This is a genomic window from Prosthecobacter gellanilyticus, from assembly GCF_007992435.1.
GTDB classification, from domain to species: domain Bacteria; phylum Verrucomicrobiota; class Verrucomicrobiia; order Verrucomicrobiales; family Verrucomicrobiaceae; genus Prosthecobacter; species Prosthecobacter gellanilyticus.
In genome coordinates, this window is the sequence record NZ_BKAG01000054.1 from 1 (window position 1) to 21,452 (window position 21,452).

Below are 21,452 nucleotides of genomic sequence, written 5' to 3' on the forward strand. Positions count from 1 at the left end.
GGGTGGAGGCTGCTCAGCGGGCTTCGCTTGATCGGCGGGTGGTGGTTGGTTCTCAGGCTTCGCTTGATCGGCAGGCGCGGGGGCTCTTGCGGCATCGCCCGATTCGGCGGCCAGCTTTTTCGCATCGTCTTTCTGAGAGCTGTCGCTCACGTTACTGACCAGCTTGCGCAGCTTCTGGATGACGCCGCTGTCACCCATGCTCTTCAGGGCCTGGACCCGGCGCTGGATGTTTTGTTGATGGTTAGGCAGGTCGTTGGCGAGATTGGTCATCTCCTTGCCGAGAAAGCCGGCGATGAGCGCCAGACTGGAGAAGCTGACAATGGTGACGATGCACACGCTGGCGACGCGAGGCAGGCCCCAGAGGCAGAGCCGCTTCACCACGGGATTTAACAAAAAGGTGAACAAGCATGCGAGTGCCAGGGGGATGAGGACTTCACGCCCGAGGTAAAGCGCGGCTATCACCAGCAAGGCGGTGAAGAACTTGATGAAGCTCGAGAGCGTTCGGTAGGAAGGATCCATGGGAGACGAGCCCACGAGCAAGCGTGAGCCTCAGCCTATCTATCTCCATCAATGGCTTGAGTGGATGTGTCGAAACCTATGAGGCAGGCGAATTCGAGAGATCGCCACGCTGGAGAGATCCGCATGCGATAATGCTGCGCGGCCTAACCGTGGACATGTACATCCCCGCGAGCGAGGTGCGTGGAATGAAGGTGCAACCGAGAGGCTACTCAAGGGCCGCCAAGTCTGGTTCGACCTCGCCTTCTTCTGGAGCGGTCTTGCTGACCGCGACTGGCAGTGAGACCACAAACTTTGCGCCAGGTGATTCAGGTGTGGCTTCCGCGAGCGTGACCGTGCCGCCCATGGCAGTGAGGAGACGTTTGACGATGGAAAGTCCGAGTCCGGTGGAAGGTTCGTCGCCGGTGGGCTGGGCGCTGAGGCGGCCATAGCGGCGGAACATCTGGGCACGGTCCTCAGCGGTGAAGCCTGGACCGGTATCCTGGATTGTACACTTCACCATGCCGGAATGCGGGCGTTCCACCGCGACCTTTACTCTGCCGCCTTCAGGAGTGAACTTGATGGCATTCGAGATGAGGTTCTCCAGGGCCTGGGTCACGCCCTCGTGGTCGGCCTCCACCATGAGTGGGGAGTTTGGGATGCTGGTGACGAGCTCGATGTGCTTCACCGTGGCGGCGACCTGGTGGTCCTCAGAAATCGTGGAGGCGATCTCGGCGATATCGATGACCTCCTTTTTCATGCGCAGCTGCTCGGCATGCTGGTTGGCCAGGAACTCCTTCATGAAGGAAAGCATGCGCTCCGTGGCATTCAGGATGTTCTGGACGAGGGGTACGCAGCGCGGCGGCATCTCCGAGGAGCGGCTCTGCAGCAGCGCCGCGCTGAGCTTCATGCCCGCGAGGCTGTTTTTCAAATCGTGCGCCAGGATGCCGAGGATCTCATCCTTGTCTTCCGCCAGGGCACGAAGCTGGTCACTGGCATGCTTCAGCGCGAGCTGGGTGCGCACGCGCGAGACGAGCTCGGCGCGGTTGAAGGGCTTGGTGACATAATCTACACCGCCTGCTTCCAGCGCCTGGACGATGACATTCTTGTCATCATCCGCGGAGAGGAAGATCACGGGCACATTTGCCCAGCGTGGGTCGGCCTTGATCTGACGGCAGGCGGTCAGGCCATCGACATCCGGCATCATCACGTCCAGCAAGATGAGCTCTGGAGTGCGCTCGGCCAGCCGTTGGAGAGCTTCTTCAGCGCTGCTCGCGAGGATGACGTTGTAGTTCATCATCGACAGCACCTTGCGGACCACCCGGAGATTCTCCTCCTGGTCGTCGACAATTAGAATCGTTTCGTTATTCGCAGAGGTCATGAAGCTTTACGGGAGGGAGATTGCCAAAAACAGATGTGAGTGTCTAGCGGCGATTACGATCAAACGAGCGGAATGGCCGTCAGCTCGGAGACTGATTTCAGGGGCAAACGACGCGGATTCGAAAAGTTCATACGGGATATGGCCGAGATACGTGTTTGCGGGCACGGGTGGTCGTCTCGTTTGTGAATAGATCAGACTGCCAGATGCGGCAGCATACGGCCGTCTGCGTGTCTGGCACGAATAATCATCAAATGCATCCTGGAGATTTCTGGGTGCGGCACAGAACCTCCACCCCCATCCTTGTATGAAAAAACTCCTCCTGACGGCCTTGCTCACCTCCTCACTCGTCTCCTGCGCCACCGGTCCCAACGCGCAAACGGGAACTGTCGTCGGCGGCCTGGGAGGTGCTGCGGTGGGCGGCATCATAGGACATCAAAGCGGTCGAGGGCTGGAGGGCGCACTCATCGGCGGTGGTGCAGGCGCTCTGGCGGGCAACGCGATCGGCAATGCGCAGGACCAGCGCAATTATCAGAACAGCCGCCGGTATTATGATCCCCGCACGGGCCGCTACTACTACCGTTGATCATCCATCATTGGCAGTCGCGTGATGGCGGTGTGGAGCAGCAGCACCACCACCGCCAGCGCGGCGGCCATGAGATGAATGACATGCAGCCCGACCTGCTGCGCGAGCATGCCTGCCACTCCTGGCAAAGCTGCCGCGCCGATCATGGCGGCGCTGACTTGAAAACCGACCGCGTGAAAGGCAGCCGCCTTGCCCAGACGACGCGGGGTCTGGGTCATCAGGCACGGGAAGATGGGCGCCAGCCCCAGGCCTGCGAGCACAAGACCGGTGGCACTCCATGCCGGTGAAGTGCTGAAAGCGATGGCACTGACTCCAGTAATGGCGAGCAGCAGGCAGGCGCGCACAAGCTGGTCGATGCTGACACGCTCAACGACGAAGCCGAAAAGCACGCGGCCGATGGCGATGCTGGCCCAATAGGCGGTGACACAGGCGCCAGCGGATTCGACGGGCATCTTCCGGGCCTCTGTGAGCACCGTGAAGCTCCACTGGCCCAGCAGCACCTCCAGGCCTGTGTACAAAAAGAAGATGAGGATGTGCAGCCACACGGCGGCGTGTTTCAGCGTGGCGGGAATGCTCAGGTGATCTGAATGGGAGTCGGCAGTCATGGCCTGCCCCCAGAGACGACGCGTGAAAGCGAACAACAAGGCTTGCAGAAGCAGCAGCGTGCCGACAGCGGCGTAGCCTGCGCGCCAGGAACCTCTGGCCACCAGCATGCTGGTCATGATGACAGGCCCGAAGGTGGCGCCAATGCCATAGCAGGCATGGAGCCAGTTCATATGGCGCGCCGGGAAATGCGTGGACGCATAGTGATTCAGGCTTCCATCAATAGCACCTGAGCCCAGGCCGTGACAGACCGCGCAGGCGGCAAAGAAGAGCCACATGGGCGCTGCTGAAAATCCAACGCCTGCCAAGGCGACGAGGGCGGTGCTGGCTGCCAGAAGCGAGCCCACACCGAGACGCTTCATCAAGCTGCCGGTGAAGAAGCTGGAGAGGCAGTAGCCCGCGCTTGTGGCGGCGAAGACCCAGCCGAGGCTGGACTGCTGAAGCGTGAAATGATCCCGCACAAAGGGCCACGCGACTCCGATGAGTGTGTCTGGCAGCCCCAGGCTGATGAAGGCCAGATAGGCGATCACCAGCAGCAGTGCTGTGGCGGTGCGAGAGGACAGTGACGACATGGAAGGCTTGCGGCAGAGCGGATGTTGGATCTACCTACGCCTGCCATTGCCATACGAGTGGCCTGACTGCATCCGGGGCTTGATCGAATTTCGATCCTCTCATGTGAATGACTCCACTGACCAGCCATCGCTTCGCATCATGACTTACAACGTGCACTCCGGTGTGGGCACGGATGGGAAGCTGGATCTGGCGCGGATCGCGGAGGTGATCGCAAGCCAGGAGCCGGACGTGGTGGCGCTGCAGGAGCTGGATGTGTCACGAGCGCGCAGCGGCCGCGCGCATCAGGCGCGCATCATCGCGGAGCATCTGGACATGTGCTTTCATTTTCACCCGGCACAGCGCATTCAAGAAGAGGAGGAGTATGGAGATGCCATCCTCTCACGCTGGCCCATGCATCTGCGGCAGGCGGCGGAGCTGCCGACGGTGCAGGAACGGCTGGCCTTTGAGCCACGGGGCGCGCTGTGGGCATCAGTCGAGGTGCATGGGAGGCCGGTGCAGGTGATGAACACGCACCTGGGCCTGAGCAACAATGAGCGCATCAAGCAGATCGATGCTTTGTTAGGCCCGGAATGGCTGGCCCATCCGGACTGCGGGACGCCGAGCATCCTTTGCGGTGACTTCAATGCGCTGCCGTATTCCAGGGTCCATCGGAAAGCCTGTCACGCAATGACGGACACGCAGCGCGCGGTGCCTGGGCGGAGGGCGAGGGCCACGTTTCCATCACGCTGGCCGCTGCTGCGCCTGGACTACATCTTCATCAGCCAGGGGCTGAAATGCCAGTCCACGCGGGTGGTGAACACGCCGCTGGCCAGACTGGCTTCGGATCATCTACCGCTGGTGGCGGAGGTAGAGTTCACAACTGCGATCTGAGCAGGCATCCCAGATTGCCGGCGATCTTCTCCGAGATGGGGCGGTGACGCCACTCCTCCATAGTGATCTGTCTGGAGCGTGCCTTGTCCTCCTCGAAGATTTTGACGTGATTCTTGGCAAAGCCTTTATCGAGGATGTTAAGGTTGGCTTCCTCGTTCAGGCGTAACGAACGATTGTCAAAATTGCAGGAGCCGACAGTGGTCCAGACATCATCCACGATCATGTATTTGCAGTGATAGCGGGCAGGCTGGAATTCGTAAAAGCGGATGCCGCTTTCCAGCATAGACTTCCAGCGTGAGCGGCCGACGTATCTGACGACGCGCTGATCGGTGTAGGCACTCGGGCAGATCACCTCGATCTCGACGCCGCGATGGCGTGCATCGATGAGGGTCTGGACGGTGAGGTCATCCGGAATAAAATAGGCATTCGCTATGCGGATAGATTTTCGTGCGGCGGCGATGGAGAAGAGGAACATGAGGCGGGCACCGTCAGCACCCTCCGCGGATGAACTCTGAAAGGCCTGGCAGAGGAGGTCCCCGCCATGCGGGATCTCGGGAAAGTAGTCCTCGCCATGCAGAACCACGCCGCGAGTCTGGATCCAGTTATCGAGGAAGGCTTGCTGCATCTGCGCGACGACCGTGCCTTCCACCCGATACTGGGTGTCGCGCCAATGGTCTGGCTTGTCTCCCTTGCCTTGCCAGTCATCGGAGATGGCCACGCCGCCGATGAAGCCGTGCTTGCCATCGATGATGAGCAGCTTGCGGTGAGTGCGCTCATTGAAGCGCAGATGGTAGTAGCGGAAAATCTCCACCTCGACGCCGGCCTCGCGTAGCTGCTTCATCTCGGTCCCGTTCACACAGTCACAGCCGGCGGCATCCTGCAGGAAATGCACCTTCACTCCTCGCCTGGCGGCAGCGCACAGCGCATCCGTGAACTGTTGGGTGACGCGCCCATGGGTGAAGACGAAGTTTTCAAAGGAGATGGTCCTCCGTGCCGAGGCGATGCCCTCCAGCATGGCGGGAAAGATCTCGTCTCCATTTTCCAGGATGGAGACGGAGTTTCCCTCCACCAGCGGTGGTCCCAGGAGCTGGCTCATGGTGCGGCAGAACTGCGGGTGCTCGATCTCGTAGTCCACGATCATCTCATGGGTGACCTTCTTCTCGCTCTCAAAGAAGTTCCGCGTGAGGAATGCGCCGACGAATCCGCCGACGAGTGCTGCTGCAATGTAGCCACCCATGCCGGGAGGCTTTGCGGGCAGAGGGCTGTGTCTTGTTTCGAGAGTGCCTAACAATGAGTGATGCATGGTTTGTAAAGCTGCGCGTGAGATCCAGGGGTCACCTCAGCATCGAAAGCGGCGGCAGCTGGATCTGGGCCGTGTCCGTCTGCTCGATGTCGAGGTCACCGAGGCAGCCGAGGTAGTCGAGAAGCTCCATGACGCAGGCATTGGTCCAGCCGAAGCCTGGCTCATTGGTGGGATAGCCGTACTGGATCTTGCCCTCCACATCACTGGTCATGCCTTCGAGGTCATATTTTTCAAACAGCAGTCCTGTGCGACAGAACTCGGCGGTCACCAGGGAGACGAAGCGGCGGGCGATGCGGCGCGCCTCGGTGCGGTAGCCATAGCGATGCAGGCCCATGACGGCCATGTAGTTCAGAGGCGCCCAACCAAAAGGTTTGTCCCACTGGCATCCGCTCGTGCTCAAGCTGGTGAGCAATCCGCCGGGGGCCTCAAAGTCCGGCACCCGTGAGGCGATGCGCGCGGCCTGAGCGCGCGTGGCGAGGCCGGCCCAGAGCGGCCAGAAGGTGGTGGCAAAGGCATAGGTGAGACGGCTGTTGGAGCGGCCGTCAAAGTCACAGAACAGACCTGCCTCCTCATCCCAAAAATGCTCGGTGATGGAAGCGGCGCGCTGCTTGTAGCGTTCCTGCCAGACTTCGACTGTGCCGGTGGCATCGAGGAAGCCGCGGACCTTGGCGATGTCCACCTCAAGCCGCCAGAGCAGGGTGTTCAGACACACGGGAAGAATGTCCAGCACGTCCAGATTAGCGAAGCCGAAGCGCCAGCTCACATCAAAGCCCGACTCGCGCATGCTGCGGTCCGCGTGGTAGGTGTGCGGAGTGAGAGCGCCGGTGGAGGGATCAATGAACTCATTGATGTCACGCAGTTGATCTTTGGCTGCCGTGAGGTTCATCTGCAGTCGCTGATAGTGATTGTGCCCGTTTTCATCCACCTCACCCCTCTCCACCTCGGGGGCCGGGCCCTGGGCGAAGTCATAGTAGCGTGAGAGATTGATGCCGGGCACCAGGTGCGGAGGCACGGTCCAGTAATAGTAAAACTTCTCCAGCAGAGGCAGGGCGCGCTTCAGCCAGACGAGATCACCCGTGGCACGATAGATGGCGAGCACCATGCGGCCTAACAAAGGAGGGTGTGAGCGGCTGAGGTAGTAGGTGCGGTTAGCCGTGAGGACGGTGCCGTAGTGCTCCACCTGGTAGAGACACTGGTCGGCGAGCCCTTTTGCCATGGCCACGCGGCCCTGGCGCAGCAGGCCGAGCGCGATGAAGTAGCTGTCCCAGCCATACATTTCGTTAAACCGGCCGCCGGGAACGACGTAGCGTCCGGGAAGGAAGAGCAGGCCATGCTCGTCGATGCGCGAGGTGTCTGTGGGCAGAACTTTCAGCCTGAGGGAGGTCATCTGCTCTGAGCCGATGGACTTCTCAAAGATGCGCTGCACCCGCGGCAAGTCCTCCGAGGAGGAGATGTAGATGGGGCAGCTATGGAGGGTCTCCTCGCCAAGTTTCGGATCGCGCACGGCCTGGGCCACCTGGCGCAGTCCGCGCCCCAGTCCATGCCACTCAGACTGAATGTAGTGCACCATCCGGGCGATGTTGCCTGTAGAGGGAAAGGTAGGGATGTTCGCGGTCACGGGGGGGCTGCCATGTGAGGGGTTGATGATGCCGTTTTGAATGGCCGGGAATTTCAGCAAGCCATCGGTGCTCAGCGTGATCAGCGCCGTTTCTTGGTGGCGGTGGTCGCGCGTGTGACGGCTTTACGGGCCGTCTTTCTCGCTGCCTTCACGGCTTTCTTGGCGGCGGTTTTCGCGCGGGCGGCGGTGCTGCGCTTCTTCGTGGCACGCTTCGGTGCTGGAGATGATGATCCGAGCCATGGCTGAACCGTGGACGCCGCAGCTTCCTTGATGCCATTCCAGGTTTGATCGAGTCCGGTTTTTTTGACGAGTTCTGAAACGGTCTCACCTGGATGAGTGTCCCGGCGGATCTCTCCCCACTTGTTCTGCAGCAGCGTCATCATTTTGGACAAATCTTCCTTGATGGCGTGCAACTGGGCTCCGAAATCGGCGGAGAGATTCTGGGACTTGGTAGAAGTGCGTGCGCGAGTTTTCATGGGAGTAGTTGGATGCTTTAATCATCCATCGTTTGGCGGCGACGGAATGGACGTATGAGGGCAGGGTAAGGGCTCTGTGACAGCATCTCTCTCGCGAGAGAACATGCAGAGGAGTCATGTCTGAGGTTTTCCCTGATGCGTGAACGGCGGGACACACCTACAACCACTGGGAGCGGGGTCTGCGATGAAGAGCAAAACTTGATTCCTATGAATGCTCTCCCTTCATCATCCCTCCTTGCTTCCCTGGACCTCGCCTCATTGGATCTCGACGTGCCATGTGATGCCGAGCTGCATAACATCTTGTTCCTGCTTCCAGCGGAGCCCACCATCGCGCCGGGCGTGTATGCATCCGTGATGGAGCTGGCGCGTTACTTCGCCAAGTTTGCTTATGTGTATGTGGCACGCACGGACCAGGACGAAATGCGGGATGATGAGTTTGGCGTACGCTTCATGAAGCTCGGCACGAGCGGCCTCCCATCGTTTGGATTGCTGACGCGCGCGTTTGTCTTCGGTGACAGGGCTCTGGCGGAGCTGGTGGCTTGTGAGCATCCGGAGGCCGAGGTCTATGTGATGCACCCGAGGTTATCCGTGGAGGAGCTGGCGAATGCGCTGCCGATGGAATCCAAGTAAGCTTTCAAGCTACGCATCTCAATCACCTGACTGTCATGAACATCTCCAACATCCGGGAATCCTCCGAAGACTTTCATTTGCTGGAGACCACGGGGCGGACGCAGTCAGCCACGATGACGCTGAAGCCCGGAGAAGCTTCCTCTGACCAACTGGAAGTGCATCCGCACAGTGACCAGGTACTGCTGGTGCTTGAAGGGGAGGTGGTGGCCGAGGTGGACGGTGAGCGGCAGGTGATGCAGAAAGGTGACTGCATCACCATTCCGGCGGATGTGCGGCATCGCTTCATCAATGAAGGTCATGAGACGGTTTTCACCTTCACGGTTTACGGGCCGCCTGCTTATGAGACGGGTGATCCGAGCTGAGGAGATCTCCCCATTCATGCATCCATGGCCGTGCTGACGAGCGATGGATTGGTGAACCTGTATCAATGCATGACCCAACCAAAAGGGTGGTTAAAATACTATAGATCCCGATGAGCACGAACCAATCCTCACGATTGCTGGCGCTCGCCACAGATTACGATGGCACGCTGGCCCACAACGGCAACGTCAACGAGAACACGCTCGCAGGGCTGGAGCGGCTGAAGCAGGCAGGCTACCGGCTCATTCTGGTGACAGGACGCGAGCTCAATGAACTCATCTCCATCTTTCCACAGATCACGATGTTTGATCTAGCGGTGATGGAGAATGGAGCGGTGCTTTTTCATCCGCACACGGGCGCCATCGAGTCACTGGTGGAACCGCCGTCCTCCGACTTTGTGAAGAGGCTGCTGGACAGCGGCATTCCGGTGCAGGTGGGCAAGGCCATCGTGGCGACGTGGGAGCCGCATGAGAATGTGGTGCTGCAGATCATCAAGGAGATGGGCCTGGAACTGCAGGTCATCTTCAACAAGGGCGCGGTGATGATCCTGCCGAGCGGCATTAACAAGGCGGCGGGTTTGCTCGCGGCCTTGAAGCAGCTAGGTCTCGAACCGCAGCAGGTGGCAGGCATTGGCGATGCTGAGAACGACCATGCCTTTCTGGAGATCTGCGGCTACTCGGCGGCGGTCTCAAACGCGCTTCCTGCCATCAAGGACAAGGTGCACCTCGTGACGCAGGCTGATCACGGAGAGGGTGTGGTGGAACTCATCGGCCATCTGCTGGCAACTCCTGAAACAACCGCACCATGAAAGTTCTCATGATCGATGTGGGCGGAACCAATGTGAAGCTGATGGCCAGTGGTCATGAGGGCTTCCGCAAGTTCCCTTCAGGCCGCACTTTGACGGCGGCGAAAATGGTGAAAGGGGTGCTGGAGGCCACAGAAGACTGGAGCTATGACGCGATCTCGCTCGGGTTTCCAGGCCTCGTCCGTGAAGGGCAGATCACTCGCAATCCGCTGAACTTGGGTGGGAGCTGGGTGGGATTTGATTTTGAGAAGGCTTTCAAGAAGCCTGTGAAGATCATCAATGATGCGGCGATGCAGGCACTGGCGAACTATGAATCTGGGCGGCTGCTCTTCCTGGGGCTGGGCACTAGTGTGGGAGCGACTTTGATTGCGGATGACACGGTGGTGCCGCTGGAAATCGGGATCATGCCCCTGTCCAAGTCTGAGGCGTTTTTGGATCGCCTCAGTAACGAGGCGCTGGACACGCATGGGAAGCGACGCTGGCAAAAGTCTGTCGGCAAAGCGGTGATGCTGCTGCGGGATATCTTCTGGCCGGACCATTTTCAGCTCGGAGGAGGTAATGCGCGACATGTGGACCCAGTGCCGGACGGCTGTGTCCGTGGAGGCAATCAGGATGCGTTTCGCGGTGCTGTACGTCTGTGGCCTGGGGCAGACATGCTGGCCGAGACGCAGGTGACCACCCTACGAATCACCCGCGCAAAGCCAGCCAAGGGCGGCAAGTAAGGAGGGCATACACGCAAACGTGCTCACCGGTGCGAATCCGGGGCATGAAACGCGCCCTCATTGCCCTAGTCTTGTCGTCATTGGCACTCGTCAGCTGCCAGACCCGTCCACTGCGCACGGTGGAGTCCGTGGACCTGAAGAGGTATGGCGGCCTGTGGTATGAGGTAGCCCGGCTGCCGAATGTCTTTCAGCGGGATGATTCCCGGGCCACAGCCGAGTATACTTTGAAGAACACAGGAACAATCCATGTGGTGAACACGGAGTACCGTCCTGACGGCAACCGCAAGGTGGTGGCGGGCGAGGGCACGGTGGTGCCTGAGAGCAGGGGAAGCCGGCTGATCGTGAAGTTCCCGGGGCTGGCGGCACTGCTGCCGGAGAAAAAGGAGGGGAACTACTGGGTCATCGCCTGCGCACCGGACTACTCCGTGGCCCTGGTGGGCACGTCGGACCGGCGGTTTTTGTGGCTGCTGGCGCGCCAGCCCAGCCTTCCAGCCGGAATCCGGGACCAGTACCTGGCCATCGCCCGGCAGCAGGGCTTCCTCACCGGGAAGATGATCATGGCTGATTGGAGCCAAGTACCTCGTTCGTGATAATAGGTGAGGGAGATGTGACGTTTGAGACTTGAAGCTGTTTCGCCGCCGCGCCAATATCGGCCTGTGAATTGCTAATTGATGAGTCCGTGGCGGCCCCAGCAGCGTCACAAATTTTGTTTCCATTGAGTTAAATGTCGAAAGTCTCAACTCCCGCCCCTGAAAAGAAGGCAGCTCCCGCCGAGGTGAAGAAACGGGTGATGATCGTGGATGATCATCCCATCTTCCGCGACGGGATCACCCAGCTCATCAACACGCAGCCGGATCTTCAAGTGTGTGGCAGCGTCTGCTCCGCGAACCTGGCGCTGAGCGCGGTGGAGGAGCTGAAGCCGGACATGATTGTCCTGGATATCTCCATTCAGGGGACGAACGGAATCGAGCTGATGAAATCCATCCGCGCGCAGCATCCGACGCTGCCGGCGATGATGCTCTCCTCCCATGATGAGAATCTGTATGCGGAGCGCGCCCTGCGCGCCGGTGCCCGTGGTTATGTGATGAAGTCAGCGGCACCGGAGCAGGTGATCGAAGGCATCCGCCGCATCCTCGGTGGCGGCCTGTATTTGAGCGAGGCGATCGGCAGCCGCCTGCTGGATACTTTTCTCAATGGCCGAGGTCCGACAACCGGTGGCTCGGGTGTGGAGCAGCTCAGCGACCGTGAACTCGAGATCTTCCGTGCTTTGGGAGAAGGGCGCGGGACACGGGAAATCGCCCGGACGCTGTTTCTGAGTGTGAAGACGGTGGAAACCCACCGGGCTCACATCAAGGAGAAGCTCAAGATTCAGAGCGCCAATGAACTGGTGCGTGCCGCGGTGGAGTGGGTGAACAGCGACTCCAATCCGTAAGCTGACGTGCTCTGGCCGCAGCCAAGAAGGGGTGTCCGCAAAAGTGATTAAAAGGCCTGCGCCGCCCATCCATTTTGCCCTCTGGTGCGATCTATGGATGAGGTGCGAAAAGCAGCTCGACCAGCGATGGACTGAGCAACCGAAGCTCCTCGTAAATCCTGACTAGACTTGTGCTAGTCAGGATTCTTTTTGGAGCGGGATTGCCTGCGGAATGAGCGGCATGAGGGCAGGTCAGCAACCCCGGTGCTTGATTCAGCACCTTTGATTAGGCTGATGGTGCCAGGCTGGTCGCGGCTGACTACAGCCGTGGTTTGGGATCGATCCTGCCATCACAATGGAAGCTCTGGCCTGCGGCGTCCTTCCAATCGTGAGGGGTGTGCGGCTTTTCGATCTCACAGCGCCTCATGGGCGGCTGGGGCTCCGGAGAGGGCACGGGGGGCATCGGCGCCGGGGGCACCGATGGTGCGGGCGGCTCCGGCATCGGCGGCAGCGGTTTCGTGGGAGGTGCCGGCATCAGGCCGACGACCTTGTAGATGCCGGGGGAGAGGAGAGGGGGTGTCGCCACTAAACAAGCGGCACTGCCCAAGACGAGGGAGGCGAACGCAGCGGCAAAGATCGGTCTCATGGCGTGAGGCGGGGTTGTGCGCCTACCCATTGTTCGCCCAGGTGCCTGGGAGCGGATGTATGGGAGATTTTCCCCGGGGAGCAGCGAAGGGGAGGGGGACCTGCTTTTGAGCCCCGAATCTGCGGCCGAAAACTTTTTCACTTTTATACACGCGCTTTCTGGCCGGGGGCCGATTCCCTTATGTGCAGGCGGTGGCAATAGTCATCTACTGCATATCTATAGAGAGAGAGGGGCTGGGTGGTCGGGAGCCGCCCAGCCCCATTTTTTTGGCCTAAGGCTGAAAAAAAGCGGATGAGAACGGCCTGCAGATCAGATCAGCCGACCTCCGGATTGTCACTGCCATCCTCTTCAGGGACGTCCACGGTGGGAGCCACGGGCTTCCAGAAGATCTCGGCCCGGGCCGCGCAGAGACAGCCGCCGAAGATGATGATCACGCCTGAGAGGTAGATCCACATGAGGAAGACGATGACGATGGCGACGGCGCCGTAGATGGCGTTGAAATTACTCAAGTCATACACATAGCGCTCAAACAGGTGCCGGCAGAGCTGCAGCAGGGCGGTGGTGATCAATGCCGGGATATAGACCTCAGAGATCTGGGTGCGGCGGCGCGGTGCGAATTTATAAAACATGGTTAGGCCATAAAACAGCACCAGGGATGGCACGAGAAGTGTGGCGAGGTCAAAGAGGCCGCTCCAGGCCTCCGCCTGAAAGAGCACGATGTGGCGCAGGCGACCGAGGGTGAGAGGCACAAGCACGCCGATGAAAAGCGCGCTGGCCACCCAGCCGAGCATGAGAAAGCTCTGTACCGGCAGCCGCCACCAGGGATACTCGATGGTGCCCCAGGCGCTGTTCACGCCGCGGACCATGGCATGGAGGAAATGAGAAGAGCTCCAGATCAGTCCCAGCACCGCCAGGAAGCTGACACTCCTGCGTGCATCCACAATGCTATGGAGGGTGCCACGGATGACATCCCGGTCATTGGTGTTGAACGGGACGTAGTGGTTTAGATTCAGGATGATGTAGTTCTCCACCGCGTCCGTGTCCCAGAACTGGGAGCCGATGGTGACCAGCAGGAGGACGAGCGGGAAGAGCGCAAAGAAGGCGTAGTAGGCGAAGGCTGCGGCGCGCTGCTCACCATCGATGGCGAAGAACTTATTGATGGCGACCCAGAACATCTGGCCCACCTGGCGCAGCCACTCGAGCCAGGGATGTCTCTCGCTGAAGGGTTCAGTCATGCAGCGGGAAGAAAATGTCCTGTGATGCCAAGTCAAGCCGTGCGCTGATACAAAACCTCATCTTCCAGACCATGAGCTGTGGCACCCCGGCCAGCTGAAGAGCCGCTGAACCATTGGCCGCCCTGCTGGATGGTGCTGATGGCTTCCAGCAGCTGCTCCAGGGATGCAGCCTTCGAGATAAATCCCCTGGCGCCGGCGGCCCTGGCCTGCTCAGGATAGGTCTTGTCATTGTGGGCGGAGACCATGAGAACCGGCAGATCAGGGGCTAAGGTCAGAGCCTCGCGAACGAAGTCAAAGCCGTTGCCATCAGGAAGCCAGACATCACACACCAGGAAGTCGGGCCTGTCCTTGCTCAGACTGGCGCGCGCTTCATTTAGCGAGGGGGCCATCCAGGACATGATGAGATCCGGCGTGTCCTCGATGAGGGTCAAGAAAACGCCGCGGATGATGCCGTGATCATCCACCACTGCGAGCCGCTGTGGGGCATGCGATGTCGAGAGAGAAGAGGTCAACATGTCAATAAGTGTTATCCGGCTGGAGAAAGGGGTTAGGCGGGTGGCTGGACCCGTTTTGGAGGAAGCGTGAACGAGCCCGCCCATGGATCGGGAATCGTGAAGATGGCACTGGCAAAGCTCATTCGAGCCTAATCGTTTCCACCCATGCTCCTGGTTGTAAGAAAAGGGAGGCGTTTTTGCGGGTGTTGGAGAGCCGACCGTCACCTTCAGAAAGACGAGGGTCTGGCACGGCAGACTTGTCAGATTTTACACGACACGCGGAAGCCGGAGCGGTGCGGAGACAGGCTCGAGAACTTAGGTGAGCACATCCGATGACGAGGCCTGGCGCGATTCATGGATGTAAAACCAAACCCCCAACTATCATGACTAAACTCGAACTCAAAGGCTCGTGGAATGAAGCGAAAGGCAAGCTGAAGCAGAAGTACGCCCAGCTTACTGATGACGATCTTCTATTCACGGAAGGGAAAGAGGATGAACTGCTCGGCCGTCTCCAGAAAAAGACTGGTGAGACCAAGGAGAACCTCAGGACCTACATCGCCGACCTGTAAACGAGCCGTATCATGACAGCTCCAGCAAACCAACAATAGAAAACCGAAAGTTATGAAAACAAAACTCCTGATCATTCCCTTCGCACTGCTGACTCTGGTCGCCATGCCGAGCTGTCGCGAGAAAGGCCCTGGCGCCAAAATCGGTGACAAGATCGATGATGCCCTGGACCAGCGTCCAGCCGAAGGCATTCGTGATGCGGTGGAGGACGTGACGAACAAATAATTCGTTAGTCTCTGCAAGCTTCGCGCTTCCTCGCCCGCCCTGGATCATCTCCACGGCGGGCGATTTTTTTCCAGGCCCATGAATGCTTCCTGATGAGGCGATCAGCGAGATGCCCTGAAATCCATACAGCCGCGCCTCGTGCTGGATTCGATGCATCAGAAACCTAACCCATCTTAAATCATGAACACAGAGCCAGCCCCAAGCACGAACGCAACCCTCGAACAAGCCAAGAACCTGATCGCCGAACAAGCCCGAGCCGTCACAGACCAGGCCAAGGCCGTGGCTGGCGGTGCTGCCCAGGCATGGGAAAACACCAAGGGTAAAGCCAACGAGGCCATCCAGACCAGTGAGCGCTATGTGCGCGAGAATCCCGGCACCTCGGTGCTGAGTGTGTTTGGCGCGGGCATCGCCCTGGGCGTGCTGATCGGCTGGACGGTGGCGCATGAGTCACGCCACAGCTACACGGACAGCGCGCAAGACTTCCTCCGCCGCCTCGGTCGCAAGCTGAACATCGACTGATCCACTGCCATGTCACACCGCAAACACCATTCGATCGTGGCCACCAGCGAGCCGGAGCAACTCGAAAGCCAGCCTGCGGAACTCCATGTTCCGACGGCGGTGGACGAGGCTCTGGACAATGTGAAGACGACCACGAAGCGCGCCATGGATGAAGTGATGGCTTATACAGAGAGCCATCCTGACAGGGCGCTGCTGTATGCGGTGACCGCTGGGTACGCACTGCGTGTGCTGCCGGTGGCACGGATCCTGGGCGGAGTCGTCCGCCTGGCCGTGCCGCTGGTGAAGCCGGCCATCCTTTACTACGGCATCACCAAGATCATCGCCTCCCGGCGTGCCTAACTCAAAGTTCAAAGTACGGGAGATGCGTGGCGGCGACCCTTCAATGACCAGGTACTATGGCTGCGACCTCATGGAGCACTCTCCTCAAGCTTTCATTCACCTCGTGGAACGAGGACAAAGCACTGAGGCTGAGTGCCGCCATCGCTTACTACGCGGTCTTTTCCATCGCTCCGTTGATGGTTATCGGCATGGCGATCGCGGGTCTCGTTTTTGGCGGTGAGGCGGCCACCGGGCAGATCTATGACGGGCTGAAGGGGCTGCTCGGCGCGCAGGCGGCGGAGGGGGTGCAGGCCATGGTGAAGAGCGCCTCGAAGCCTGATCAAGGGTGGATGGCCGCCACGGGCGGCTTTGTGATGCTGCTGCTGGGTGCCTCTGGCGTGCTGGGGCAGCTCAAGGATGCGCTCAACACGGTGTGGGGTGTGAAACCGAAGCCTGGCCTGGGCTTCACCGCCTTCATCCAGGAGAAGTTTCTGAACTTCGGCATGGTGCTGGCGATCGGCTTTCTCATGCTCACCTCACTGGTGATGAGCTCCATCCTGGCTGCGGTGCACAACCGGCTGGGCAACATCTTCGCGCTGCCTATGGGAGTGTGGTGGGCGGTCGGCGTCCTTGTCTCCATGTCACTCACGACGGTGCTGCTGGCGATGATTTTCAAATACCTGCCGGATGCCAGGGTGCGCTTTCAGGATGTGTGGCTGGGAGCTGCCATCACGGCGGTGCTGCTGGAGATCGGCAAGGCGGCGCTGAGCTGGTATCTGGGACTGGAGAGCACCTCCAGTGCCTATGGCACCGCAGGCTCGGTGGTGCTGCTGCTGCTGTGGGTTTACTACACCTCATGCATCGCGCTGTTTGGCGCGGAGTTCACGCGGGCTCATGCGAGAGCTCGTGGCCGACCGATCGAACCTTCGGCGCATGCGGAGGCGGTGACGCGGGAGGAGCGGCGTGAGGAGGGGACTGAATGCAAGGGGGACGAGCCCTGTGCTCCGCCCCTGGTCCGGCCTGCGGCGGTGCCGGGGCGGCACAAGCTGCTGGATCCTGTGCTCGGCTATGTGGAGGCCCGCCTCAGGCTGCTGAATCTGGAGGGCAAGGAGGCGCTGCAGCAGACTGTGACGCTTCTGCTGCTGGGCGTGGTGGCCATCGTCTCGATCCTCATCATCTGGATGCTGGCCACCACGGCGGTGGTGGGCCTGCTCACCGAGTATCTCGGCGGGAGCTGGATCAAGGCGGTGCTGTGGACGGCGCTCGCGCATGTGATCATCGTGGGCCTAACTGGAAGCGTGCTATGGTGGCGCTTCCGGGCGGCCACGTGGTTTGCGGACACACTCAACGAATTCAGAAAGGACCGCCAATGGCTGAAGACCCAAAAACCGGAGATGTGAGGCGGCAGACTCTGCTGGCCCTGGACCAGGCGCGCGCTGAGATCAGCGTGCAGGCCGCGGAACTGCGGCATGACCTGAACCCGGCCAACGCGGCGAGGGAAGCCCTGAGCAAGCACCCTGCCTGGGTCATGCTGGCCGCGGCAGGCGCAGGCCTAACACTAAGTTGGTTGCTGTTACGGAGGCGGCCAGAACCTGAGCTGCCTTCACGGCGGGAGGTGAGGCAGGCTGTGGCGGAGGCCACGCGGAAAAAGGCCTCGAATCGCGTGCTCGGCTCCCTGCTGCCCGTCTCCATGATCGGACCGGTGGCGGCGATGGCGGTGAAGGCTGCGTTTCCTTACCTGATGAGGGCGGGTCTGACGTATTATCAGCAGAGGAAAAACTCATCCTACCCCAAGCCATGAAACCGCAACGCGCCCGTTTGTTCATCAAGCCAGGCTGCCCCTGGTGCCTGGAAGCTGTGGAAGGACTCCGCTTACGCGGAGTGGACTATGAAGTGCTGGACGTGGTGGCAGATCCCGTGGCCATGCTGGAAATGCAGCAGCTCACCGGCCAGAGCCTCGCCCCATGCCTGGAGATCGACGGCAAGGTGCTGGCGGACTTTGGCGCGCATGAGCTGGATGTGTGGTGGGTGCAAAATGGATTTGATTGAAGGCCTGTCGTTTGAGGCAGTCACGCTCTGTTCGACAGGCGATAGGTTTGCATGAACGACATGCCATTCCGCCTTTACACCGCCGTCAAACTCGGATGCTGGACCACGTGCTGGATGCTGGTGACCAGCCTCGGCTTTGCGGGCAGCGTGGAGGAAGGGCGCACATCGTATCAGAGCGGCGGCAAGAAGATCAAGGTAGAGACCTATCTGCCTGCTGGCAACGGCCGTCATCCCGCTGTGATCGTGCTCTATGGATCAGGAGGAGCGTTGCTGGGGAAAGGGGAGATGGTGGCCTTCGCACGAGGACTGGCCTCACAAGGGATGGCCGCGTTCCTGGTGCATTATTTCAACCGCACTGGCTCGCTGGTGGTGCTGGACAAAGGAATCACCAAGCATTGGTCCACGTGGAATGAGACTGTGCGGGATGGTGTGGACTTTGTCGTGAGTCATCCACGTGTCAGGTCTGAGGCGGTCGGCATGCTGGGATATTCTCTTGGAGGCTATCTGGCGATCTCCGAATCGAGTGGTGACAAGCGCATCCGCGCGGTGGTGGCCCTTGCGGGTGGAGTGTTTGACAGGCTGCAAGGCAGGACACAGCGCTTCGCGCCCATCCTGGTCCTGCATGGACGGAAGGATGAGCGTGTGCCGGTGGGGCGTGTGCTGGATGTGCAGCGTGAGGCGCGCCGTCATGGTGTGGAGCCGGTGGTGAAGATCTATGAGCAGGAGACGCATCGTTTTTCCGAGGTGGCTTTGGCGGATGCAGGGGCTCGGGCGCAGAAGTTCCTCCTTGAACATCTCTCGAGGTAGGGGCGGACCTTTCGTGCTAGTGGCTGCCCGTGTTGGAGGTTGAAAAAGCCTCCAAGAAAAATGTGAGCTGGAGTTGGTGGATCTCGTCGGCCCGCTGAAGACCGCGAGCTGCCCTGATTTCGGGGTTGGGAGAGCACCCTGATGGCACCCTGATGCCATGGGAGGAGGCTCGGGGCAGGGGGCTGGCATGCGTTCCGCACGGTTTTCCCCAGGGAAAACGGGCTGGGACGGGGTTTTGCCTGCGTATTCGGAGTTCAACGAGGAGGTGGATGTGCAGGAAAGGGCCGGCCCGACTCTCAGGGCGGGGCATCAGGCATACCCCTACGCGCTGGACAGGCTGTGGTCAGGTTGAGCCCCGAGGGGGGTGCTCTAGCTTGACTCACCATGAACACGAACTCTCACAACACCCTTACCTCCGCCAGCAACAGTGCCGCCCCGCTTCCAAGCGATGAGGAACTGATGGCTGGCATCCAGCAACGTGATGCTGCCGCGCTGGAGGCTCTTTATCAACGCTACCGCCCGGTGCTGAAGAGCGCCATTCAGCGGATCGTCAATGACGATGCCTCCGCCGAAGACGTGCTCCAGGACTGCCTGGTCGAGCTGTGGCGCCATGCGCACCACTTCTCCCCGGAGAAGGGCCGCGTGCTCGGCTGGATCGTGACGCTGGCCAAGCGCCGCGCGATCGACCACATCCGCCGCTCGATGTCCTACTCCAGCGCGAAGGACCGCATGGAAAGCGAAGTCACCGCCCACATCACCCTCCAGGACGCTGCCACTGACTGCGAAGACCACGACCTGAGCCAGGTGCTGCACCAGCATCTGCGCCTCCTGCCGGTGGCCCAGCAGGAAGTCATCAGCCTGGCCTTCCTTCAGGGCATGAGCCAGCGCGAGGTGGCCGCCGCTGCCCATCTGCCCCTGGGCACGGTGAAGACACGAATCGAACTCGGCCTGAAGAAACTGCGTGATGCCTTCCGCACCCGCAATGCCATCCACAGCCTGCAGGCTGCTTGATCCACGCTCCGTCTACTCAAACACCATCCCCTTTCCATGAAGCTTCGGACGCTTGCCGATTTGTTCCATCATCAACTCCTCGATGTTTACGGGGGAGAAAGCCAGATGCTCTACGCACTGCCGAAGATGGCCAGGTCCGCAATCCATCCGAGGCTCATGGAGGGGTTTGATGCGCAGCTCGAGGAGACCAAGGATCATCTGGAGCGCCTGCTCAACATCTCTGATGAACTGGGCTGCCGCTGCCACACCAAGGGTGCCAAGGCCCTGGAGCACATGCTGGAGGCGGCCTGGAGCCATATCTCCGATGCCTCAGATGAACTGGTCCGTGATGCACGGCTGCTCCGCGCCGCCCAGAGCGCAGCTCATTATGAGATCGCCGCCTATCAGGCAGCTTGGACCTCCGCCTCGTCGATGGGGATGAAAAGCGTGGCTGACATGCTGCGTAAGACCCTGCAAGAGGAGCATGCAGCTGGCCAGAGGCTCCGCACGATCGCGCAGAAGATGATGCGGTCTCCAGCACGTCGCGGACGGAAAGTATTGCTCAATCCATCGACCTCGAAAGCGAACCGCCTGGTGATGCCAAGGCAGCTTCTTGTGGCGTAACCATCTTTTCGAACTGGCAGGCATCCCTGCCGCAAAAGCCGGAGATTTCCTTGTGAGATCTCCGGCTCTTCTTTTTTCAAGATGCCGCTATGGGTGGGGCGAGCTGGCATGGACGGGTTGCGGCTGCTTTAAGCCCAATGTCCGGTTGAGAAACGCCTTGGAGTCTTAATGGCAGCGGCATCATGGCGAGCTGCCACGTCCTCACGGAATGTGCGGGCCGTGGCCCTGCATGCAGCGAGGCGTTCTCCGTGGGATGACGAAGAAGTTGCGATTCAAACTGGTGGTGCCATGTCAAACTAAGATGTTACCGTGAACCATGCCTCTCTCCCGACACGCCTCATTCGTTCAGACCCAATGGAGCATGGTCCGCCGCGCGGTGGATGAGAGGGACTCTGGCTCGCAAAGGGCGCTGGGGCAGCTTTGCCAGAACTGCTGGTATCCCATCTACGCCTTCATCCGCCGCAGCGGCAAGTCACCGGAAGATGCGGAGGACCTGTGCCAGGGCTTCTTTGAGCGTGTCATCAGCACTCGCTTGCTCGCGGGCGCAGATCCGGAGAAGGGGAGGCTGCGCACGTTTCTGCTCTCCTGTCTGAAGCACTACATGGCGGACGAACATGACCGGGCCTTCGCGCAAAAGCGCGGCGCGGGAAAGGTTGTGGAGTTTAGTGCTTTGAGCGCCGAGGAACAGTATCTGGCGGAGCCGGTGGACACCGTCACCCCGGACCGGCTTTATCAAAAGCAGTGGGCGCTGCAGGTCATCGCCACCTCCATGCAGGAACTGGAGAGCACGTATCAGGATGAGGGGAAGCAGGCGCTCTTCGCAGCGCTCAAACCCTTCCTCGGTTTCAGCCAGAGCAGCGAGCCTAACTACCAATCCGTGGCGGATGCGCTCGGGCTGAATCTGAACACGCTCAAGTCCCACATCCGCCGCCTGCGGGAGCGCTGGCGTGATTGTGTGATGAGCCAGGTGGCCGCCACGCTGGACAATCCCACCCCTGACGAGATCAAGGCGGAATTGCGGGAACTTCTGGGTTGTGTGTAAGGCGCGTTCGTAATTTGACTTCCTGTTAGACGTGCTACTTGTTCGCGGGAATGTCTCCCGACTCCGCTTCTCTCCGGCGTGTTTTCCGCCATGCCCTCGTTAACCA

At 60.1% G+C, this 21,452-nt stretch carries 28 protein-coding genes; 19 read left to right on the forward strand and 9 right to left on the reverse strand.

Annotated elements, in window-relative coordinates; translation table 11 throughout:
• A partial coding sequence (locus BGE01nite_RS24345) for an AI-2E family transporter (protein WP_146854659.1) occupies positions 1-519 on the reverse strand: 519 nt, incomplete at its 3' end.
• A gap of 205 nt (positions 520-724) precedes the next feature.
• Positions 725-1,876: a hybrid sensor histidine kinase/response regulator gene (locus BGE01nite_RS24350; protein ID WP_146854660.1), complete on the reverse strand. Its 1,152-nt coding sequence runs from the start codon at positions 1,874-1,876 to the stop codon at positions 725-727.
• Between the two features lie 304 nt (positions 1,877-2,180).
• On the opposite strand from BGE01nite_RS24350, the gene BGE01nite_RS24355 reads away from it, so the two are divergent.
• Positions 2,181-2,459 carry a glycine zipper domain-containing protein gene (locus BGE01nite_RS24355; protein ID WP_146854661.1) on the forward strand — a complete coding sequence of 93 codons (279 nt, stop codon included), beginning with the start codon at positions 2,181-2,183 and terminating at the stop codon, positions 2,457-2,459.
• Here BGE01nite_RS24355 and BGE01nite_RS24360 read toward each other — a convergent pair.
• Positions 2,450-3,634 carry an MFS transporter gene (locus BGE01nite_RS24360; protein WP_146854662.1) on the reverse strand — a complete coding sequence of 395 codons (1,185 nt, stop codon included), beginning with the start codon at positions 3,632-3,634 and terminating at the stop codon, positions 2,450-2,452. The two genes, BGE01nite_RS24355 and BGE01nite_RS24360, sit on opposite strands and share 10 nt — an antisense overlap.
• Before the next feature lie 103 nt (positions 3,635-3,737).
• Between BGE01nite_RS24360 and BGE01nite_RS24365 the strand changes: the two genes are divergently transcribed.
• A complete protein-coding gene (locus BGE01nite_RS24365) occupies positions 3,738-4,505 on the forward strand; it encodes an endonuclease/exonuclease/phosphatase family protein (protein WP_218033088.1) in 768 nt (255 codons plus the stop codon).
• On the opposite strand, the gene BGE01nite_RS24370 is transcribed toward BGE01nite_RS24365, so the two are convergent.
• Genes BGE01nite_RS24370 through BGE01nite_RS24380 form a run of 3 tightly spaced genes read right to left on the reverse strand, consistent with a single transcriptional unit; the run spans position 4,489 to position 7,902 of the window.
• Entirely contained in the window at positions 4,489-5,808 is a 1,320-nt protein-coding gene (locus tag BGE01nite_RS24370) for a phospholipase D-like domain-containing protein (RefSeq protein ID WP_146854663.1), read from the reverse strand. The two genes, BGE01nite_RS24365 and BGE01nite_RS24370, sit on opposite strands and share 17 nt — an antisense overlap.
• Before the next feature lie 31 nt (positions 5,809-5,839).
• Positions 5,840-7,486, reverse strand: a complete 1,647-nt coding sequence (locus BGE01nite_RS24375) for a trehalase family glycosidase (protein WP_218033089.1) — start codon at positions 7,484-7,486, stop codon at positions 5,840-5,842.
• Between the two features lie 20 nt (positions 7,487-7,506).
• Complete coding sequence (locus BGE01nite_RS24380) at positions 7,507-7,902, reverse strand: hypothetical protein (protein ID WP_146854664.1); 396 nt, start codon at positions 7,900-7,902, stop codon at positions 7,507-7,509.
• A 207-nt stretch (positions 7,903-8,109) separates the two neighbouring features.
• On the opposite strand from BGE01nite_RS24380, the gene BGE01nite_RS24385 reads away from it, so the two are divergent.
• The 6 genes from BGE01nite_RS24385 (at position 8,110) to BGE01nite_RS24410 (ending at position 11,851) form a co-directional block, all read left to right on the forward strand.
• Complete coding sequence (locus BGE01nite_RS24385) at positions 8,110-8,532, forward strand: hypothetical protein (RefSeq protein ID WP_146854665.1); 423 nt, start codon at positions 8,110-8,112, stop codon at positions 8,530-8,532.
• A 35-nt stretch (positions 8,533-8,567) separates the two neighbouring features.
• Positions 8,568-8,894 carry a cupin domain-containing protein gene (locus tag BGE01nite_RS24390; protein WP_146854667.1) on the forward strand — a complete coding sequence of 109 codons (327 nt, stop codon included), beginning with the start codon at positions 8,568-8,570 and terminating at the stop codon, positions 8,892-8,894.
• 110 nt (positions 8,895-9,004) lie between these two features.
• Complete coding sequence (locus BGE01nite_RS24395; protein WP_146854669.1) at positions 9,005-9,700, forward strand: HAD family hydrolase; 696 nt, start codon at positions 9,005-9,007, stop codon at positions 9,698-9,700.
• A complete protein-coding gene (locus tag BGE01nite_RS24400) occupies positions 9,697-10,419 on the forward strand; it encodes an ROK family protein (protein WP_146854671.1) in 723 nt (240 codons plus the stop codon). Before BGE01nite_RS24395 ends, BGE01nite_RS24400 begins: the two co-directional genes overlap by 4 nt.
• Positions 10,420-10,463: 44 nt before the next feature.
• Entirely contained in the window at positions 10,464-11,009 is a 546-nt protein-coding gene (locus BGE01nite_RS24405; RefSeq protein WP_146854673.1) for a lipocalin family protein, read from the forward strand.
• 134 nt (positions 11,010-11,143) lie between these two features.
• Positions 11,144-11,851, forward strand: a complete 708-nt coding sequence (locus BGE01nite_RS24410; protein WP_146854675.1) for a response regulator — start codon at positions 11,144-11,146, stop codon at positions 11,849-11,851.
• Positions 11,852-12,149: 298 nt separating this feature from the next.
• Here BGE01nite_RS24410 and BGE01nite_RS29130 read toward each other — a convergent pair whose 3' ends face one another.
• The 3 genes from BGE01nite_RS29130 to BGE01nite_RS24420 form a co-directional block, all read right to left on the reverse strand.
• Complete coding sequence (locus BGE01nite_RS29130) at positions 12,150-12,476, reverse strand: hypothetical protein (RefSeq protein ID WP_170267024.1); 327 nt, start codon at positions 12,474-12,476, stop codon at positions 12,150-12,152.
• Positions 12,477-12,790: 314 nt separating this feature from the next.
• Positions 12,791-13,711 carry a YihY/virulence factor BrkB family protein gene (locus BGE01nite_RS24415; protein WP_146854677.1) on the reverse strand — a complete coding sequence of 307 codons (921 nt, stop codon included), beginning with the start codon at positions 13,709-13,711 and terminating at the stop codon, positions 12,791-12,793.
• A gap of 32 nt (positions 13,712-13,743) precedes the next feature.
• The gene (locus BGE01nite_RS24420) at positions 13,744-14,226 is read right to left on the reverse strand and encodes a response regulator (RefSeq protein ID WP_170267025.1); all 483 of its coding nucleotides are present in this window, start codon (positions 14,224-14,226) and stop codon (positions 13,744-13,746) included.
• 362 nt (positions 14,227-14,588) lie between these two features.
• Between BGE01nite_RS24420 and BGE01nite_RS24425 the strand changes: the two genes are divergently transcribed.
• The 11 genes from BGE01nite_RS24425 (at position 14,589) to BGE01nite_RS24470 (ending at position 21,346) form a co-directional block, all read left to right on the forward strand.
• Positions 14,589-14,774: a CsbD family protein gene (locus BGE01nite_RS24425; RefSeq protein ID WP_146854681.1), complete on the forward strand. Its 186-nt coding sequence runs from the start codon at positions 14,589-14,591 to the stop codon at positions 14,772-14,774.
• A gap of 52 nt (positions 14,775-14,826) precedes the next feature.
• Positions 14,827-14,997, forward strand: coding sequence for a hypothetical protein (locus BGE01nite_RS29135; RefSeq protein ID WP_170267026.1), 171 nt, complete (start codon positions 14,827-14,829; stop codon positions 14,995-14,997).
• Between the two features lie 180 nt (positions 14,998-15,177).
• The gene (locus BGE01nite_RS24430) at positions 15,178-15,516 is read left to right on the forward strand and encodes a hypothetical protein (RefSeq protein WP_146854683.1); all 339 of its coding nucleotides are present in this window, start codon (positions 15,178-15,180) and stop codon (positions 15,514-15,516) included.
• 9 nt (positions 15,517-15,525) lie between these two features.
• Positions 15,526-15,855 carry a hypothetical protein gene (locus tag BGE01nite_RS24435; protein ID WP_146854685.1) on the forward strand — a complete coding sequence of 110 codons (330 nt, stop codon included), beginning with the start codon at positions 15,526-15,528 and terminating at the stop codon, positions 15,853-15,855.
• 56 nt (positions 15,856-15,911) lie between these two features.
• Entirely contained in the window at positions 15,912-17,234 is a 1,323-nt protein-coding gene (locus tag BGE01nite_RS29740; RefSeq protein ID WP_146854687.1) for a YihY/virulence factor BrkB family protein, read from the forward strand.
• The gene (locus BGE01nite_RS24445) at positions 17,204-17,635 is read left to right on the forward strand and encodes a hypothetical protein (RefSeq protein WP_146854689.1); all 432 of its coding nucleotides are present in this window, start codon (positions 17,204-17,206) and stop codon (positions 17,633-17,635) included. The genes BGE01nite_RS29740 and BGE01nite_RS24445 overlap by 31 nt, the downstream gene beginning before the upstream one ends.
• Positions 17,632-17,883 carry a glutaredoxin family protein gene (locus tag BGE01nite_RS24450; protein WP_146854691.1) on the forward strand — a complete coding sequence of 84 codons (252 nt, stop codon included), beginning with the start codon at positions 17,632-17,634 and terminating at the stop codon, positions 17,881-17,883. The genes BGE01nite_RS24445 and BGE01nite_RS24450 overlap by 4 nt, the downstream gene beginning before the upstream one ends.
• Positions 17,884-17,943: 60 nt before the next feature.
• Entirely contained in the window at positions 17,944-18,690 is a 747-nt protein-coding gene (locus BGE01nite_RS24455) for a dienelactone hydrolase family protein (protein WP_170267027.1), read from the forward strand.
• Between the two features lie 384 nt (positions 18,691-19,074).
• Positions 19,075-19,701 (forward strand): RNA polymerase sigma factor, encoded by a 627-nt coding sequence (locus tag BGE01nite_RS24460; protein WP_146854695.1) that lies wholly within the window; start codon positions 19,075-19,077, stop codon positions 19,699-19,701.
• 36 nt (positions 19,702-19,737) lie between these two features.
• Positions 19,738-20,304 (forward strand): DUF892 family protein, encoded by a 567-nt coding sequence (locus tag BGE01nite_RS24465; RefSeq protein ID WP_146854697.1) that lies wholly within the window; start codon positions 19,738-19,740, stop codon positions 20,302-20,304.
• Positions 20,305-20,620: 316 nt separating this feature from the next.
• Positions 20,621-21,346 (forward strand): RNA polymerase sigma factor, encoded by a 726-nt coding sequence (locus BGE01nite_RS24470; protein WP_146854699.1) that lies wholly within the window; start codon positions 20,621-20,623, stop codon positions 21,344-21,346.
• Positions 21,347-21,452 lie beyond the last annotated feature (106 nt).

What these genes read in the sequence shown, in the direction of transcription:
- BGE01nite_RS24460 (WP_146854695.1), top strand. Translation starts at nt 19,075, where the DNA reads ATGAACACGAACTCTCACAACACCCTTACCTCCGCCAGCAACAGTGCC.
- BGE01nite_RS24445 (WP_146854689.1), top strand. Translation starts at nt 17,204, where the DNA reads ATGGCTGAAGACCCAAAAACCGGAGATGTGAGGCGGCAGACTCTGCTG.
- BGE01nite_RS24415 (WP_146854677.1), bottom strand. Translation starts at nt 13,711, where the DNA reads ATGACTGAACCCTTCAGCGAGAGACATCCCTGGCTCGAGTGGCTGCGC.
- BGE01nite_RS24395 (WP_146854669.1), top strand. Translation starts at nt 9,005, where the DNA reads ATGAGCACGAACCAATCCTCACGATTGCTGGCGCTCGCCACAGATTAC.
- BGE01nite_RS24385 (WP_146854665.1), top strand. Translation starts at nt 8,110, where the DNA reads ATGAATGCTCTCCCTTCATCATCCCTCCTTGCTTCCCTGGACCTCGCC.
- BGE01nite_RS24405 (WP_146854673.1), top strand. Translation starts at nt 10,464, where the DNA reads ATGAAACGCGCCCTCATTGCCCTAGTCTTGTCGTCATTGGCACTCGTC.
- BGE01nite_RS24360 (WP_146854662.1), bottom strand. Translation starts at nt 3,634, where the DNA reads ATGTCGTCACTGTCCTCTCGCACCGCCACAGCACTGCTGCTGGTGATC.
- BGE01nite_RS24435 (WP_146854685.1), top strand. Translation starts at nt 15,526, where the DNA reads ATGTCACACCGCAAACACCATTCGATCGTGGCCACCAGCGAGCCGGAG.
- BGE01nite_RS24465 (WP_146854697.1), top strand. Translation starts at nt 19,738, where the DNA reads ATGAAGCTTCGGACGCTTGCCGATTTGTTCCATCATCAACTCCTCGAT.
- BGE01nite_RS24470 (WP_146854699.1), top strand. Translation starts at nt 20,621, where the DNA reads ATGCCTCTCTCCCGACACGCCTCATTCGTTCAGACCCAATGGAGCATG.
- BGE01nite_RS29135 (WP_170267026.1), top strand. Translation starts at nt 14,827, where the DNA reads ATGAAAACAAAACTCCTGATCATTCCCTTCGCACTGCTGACTCTGGTC.
- BGE01nite_RS29740 (WP_146854687.1), top strand. Translation starts at nt 15,912, where the DNA reads ATGGCTGCGACCTCATGGAGCACTCTCCTCAAGCTTTCATTCACCTCG.
- BGE01nite_RS24455 (WP_170267027.1), top strand. Translation starts at nt 17,944, where the DNA reads ATGCCATTCCGCCTTTACACCGCCGTCAAACTCGGATGCTGGACCACG.
- BGE01nite_RS24355 (WP_146854661.1), top strand. Translation starts at nt 2,181, where the DNA reads ATGAAAAAACTCCTCCTGACGGCCTTGCTCACCTCCTCACTCGTCTCC.
- BGE01nite_RS24390 (WP_146854667.1), top strand. Translation starts at nt 8,568, where the DNA reads ATGAACATCTCCAACATCCGGGAATCCTCCGAAGACTTTCATTTGCTG.
- BGE01nite_RS24370 (WP_146854663.1), bottom strand. Translation starts at nt 5,808, where the DNA reads ATGCATCACTCATTGTTAGGCACTCTCGAAACAAGACACAGCCCTCTG.
- BGE01nite_RS24450 (WP_146854691.1), top strand. Translation starts at nt 17,632, where the DNA reads ATGAAACCGCAACGCGCCCGTTTGTTCATCAAGCCAGGCTGCCCCTGG.
- BGE01nite_RS24430 (WP_146854683.1), top strand. Translation starts at nt 15,178, where the DNA reads ATGAACACAGAGCCAGCCCCAAGCACGAACGCAACCCTCGAACAAGCC.
- BGE01nite_RS29130 (WP_170267024.1), bottom strand. Translation starts at nt 12,476, where the DNA reads ATGAGACCGATCTTTGCCGCTGCGTTCGCCTCCCTCGTCTTGGGCAGT.
- BGE01nite_RS24350 (WP_146854660.1), bottom strand. Translation starts at nt 1,876, where the DNA reads ATGACCTCTGCGAATAACGAAACGATTCTAATTGTCGACGACCAGGAG.
- BGE01nite_RS24420 (WP_170267025.1), bottom strand. Translation starts at nt 14,226, where the DNA reads ATGTTGACCTCTTCTCTCTCGACATCGCATGCCCCACAGCGGCTCGCA.
- BGE01nite_RS24410 (WP_146854675.1), top strand. Translation starts at nt 11,144, where the DNA reads ATGTCGAAAGTCTCAACTCCCGCCCCTGAAAAGAAGGCAGCTCCCGCC.
- BGE01nite_RS24380 (WP_146854664.1), bottom strand. Translation starts at nt 7,902, where the DNA reads ATGAAAACTCGCGCACGCACTTCTACCAAGTCCCAGAATCTCTCCGCC.
- BGE01nite_RS24400 (WP_146854671.1), top strand. Translation starts at nt 9,697, where the DNA reads ATGAAAGTTCTCATGATCGATGTGGGCGGAACCAATGTGAAGCTGATG.
- BGE01nite_RS24425 (WP_146854681.1), top strand. Translation starts at nt 14,589, where the DNA reads ATGACTAAACTCGAACTCAAAGGCTCGTGGAATGAAGCGAAAGGCAAG.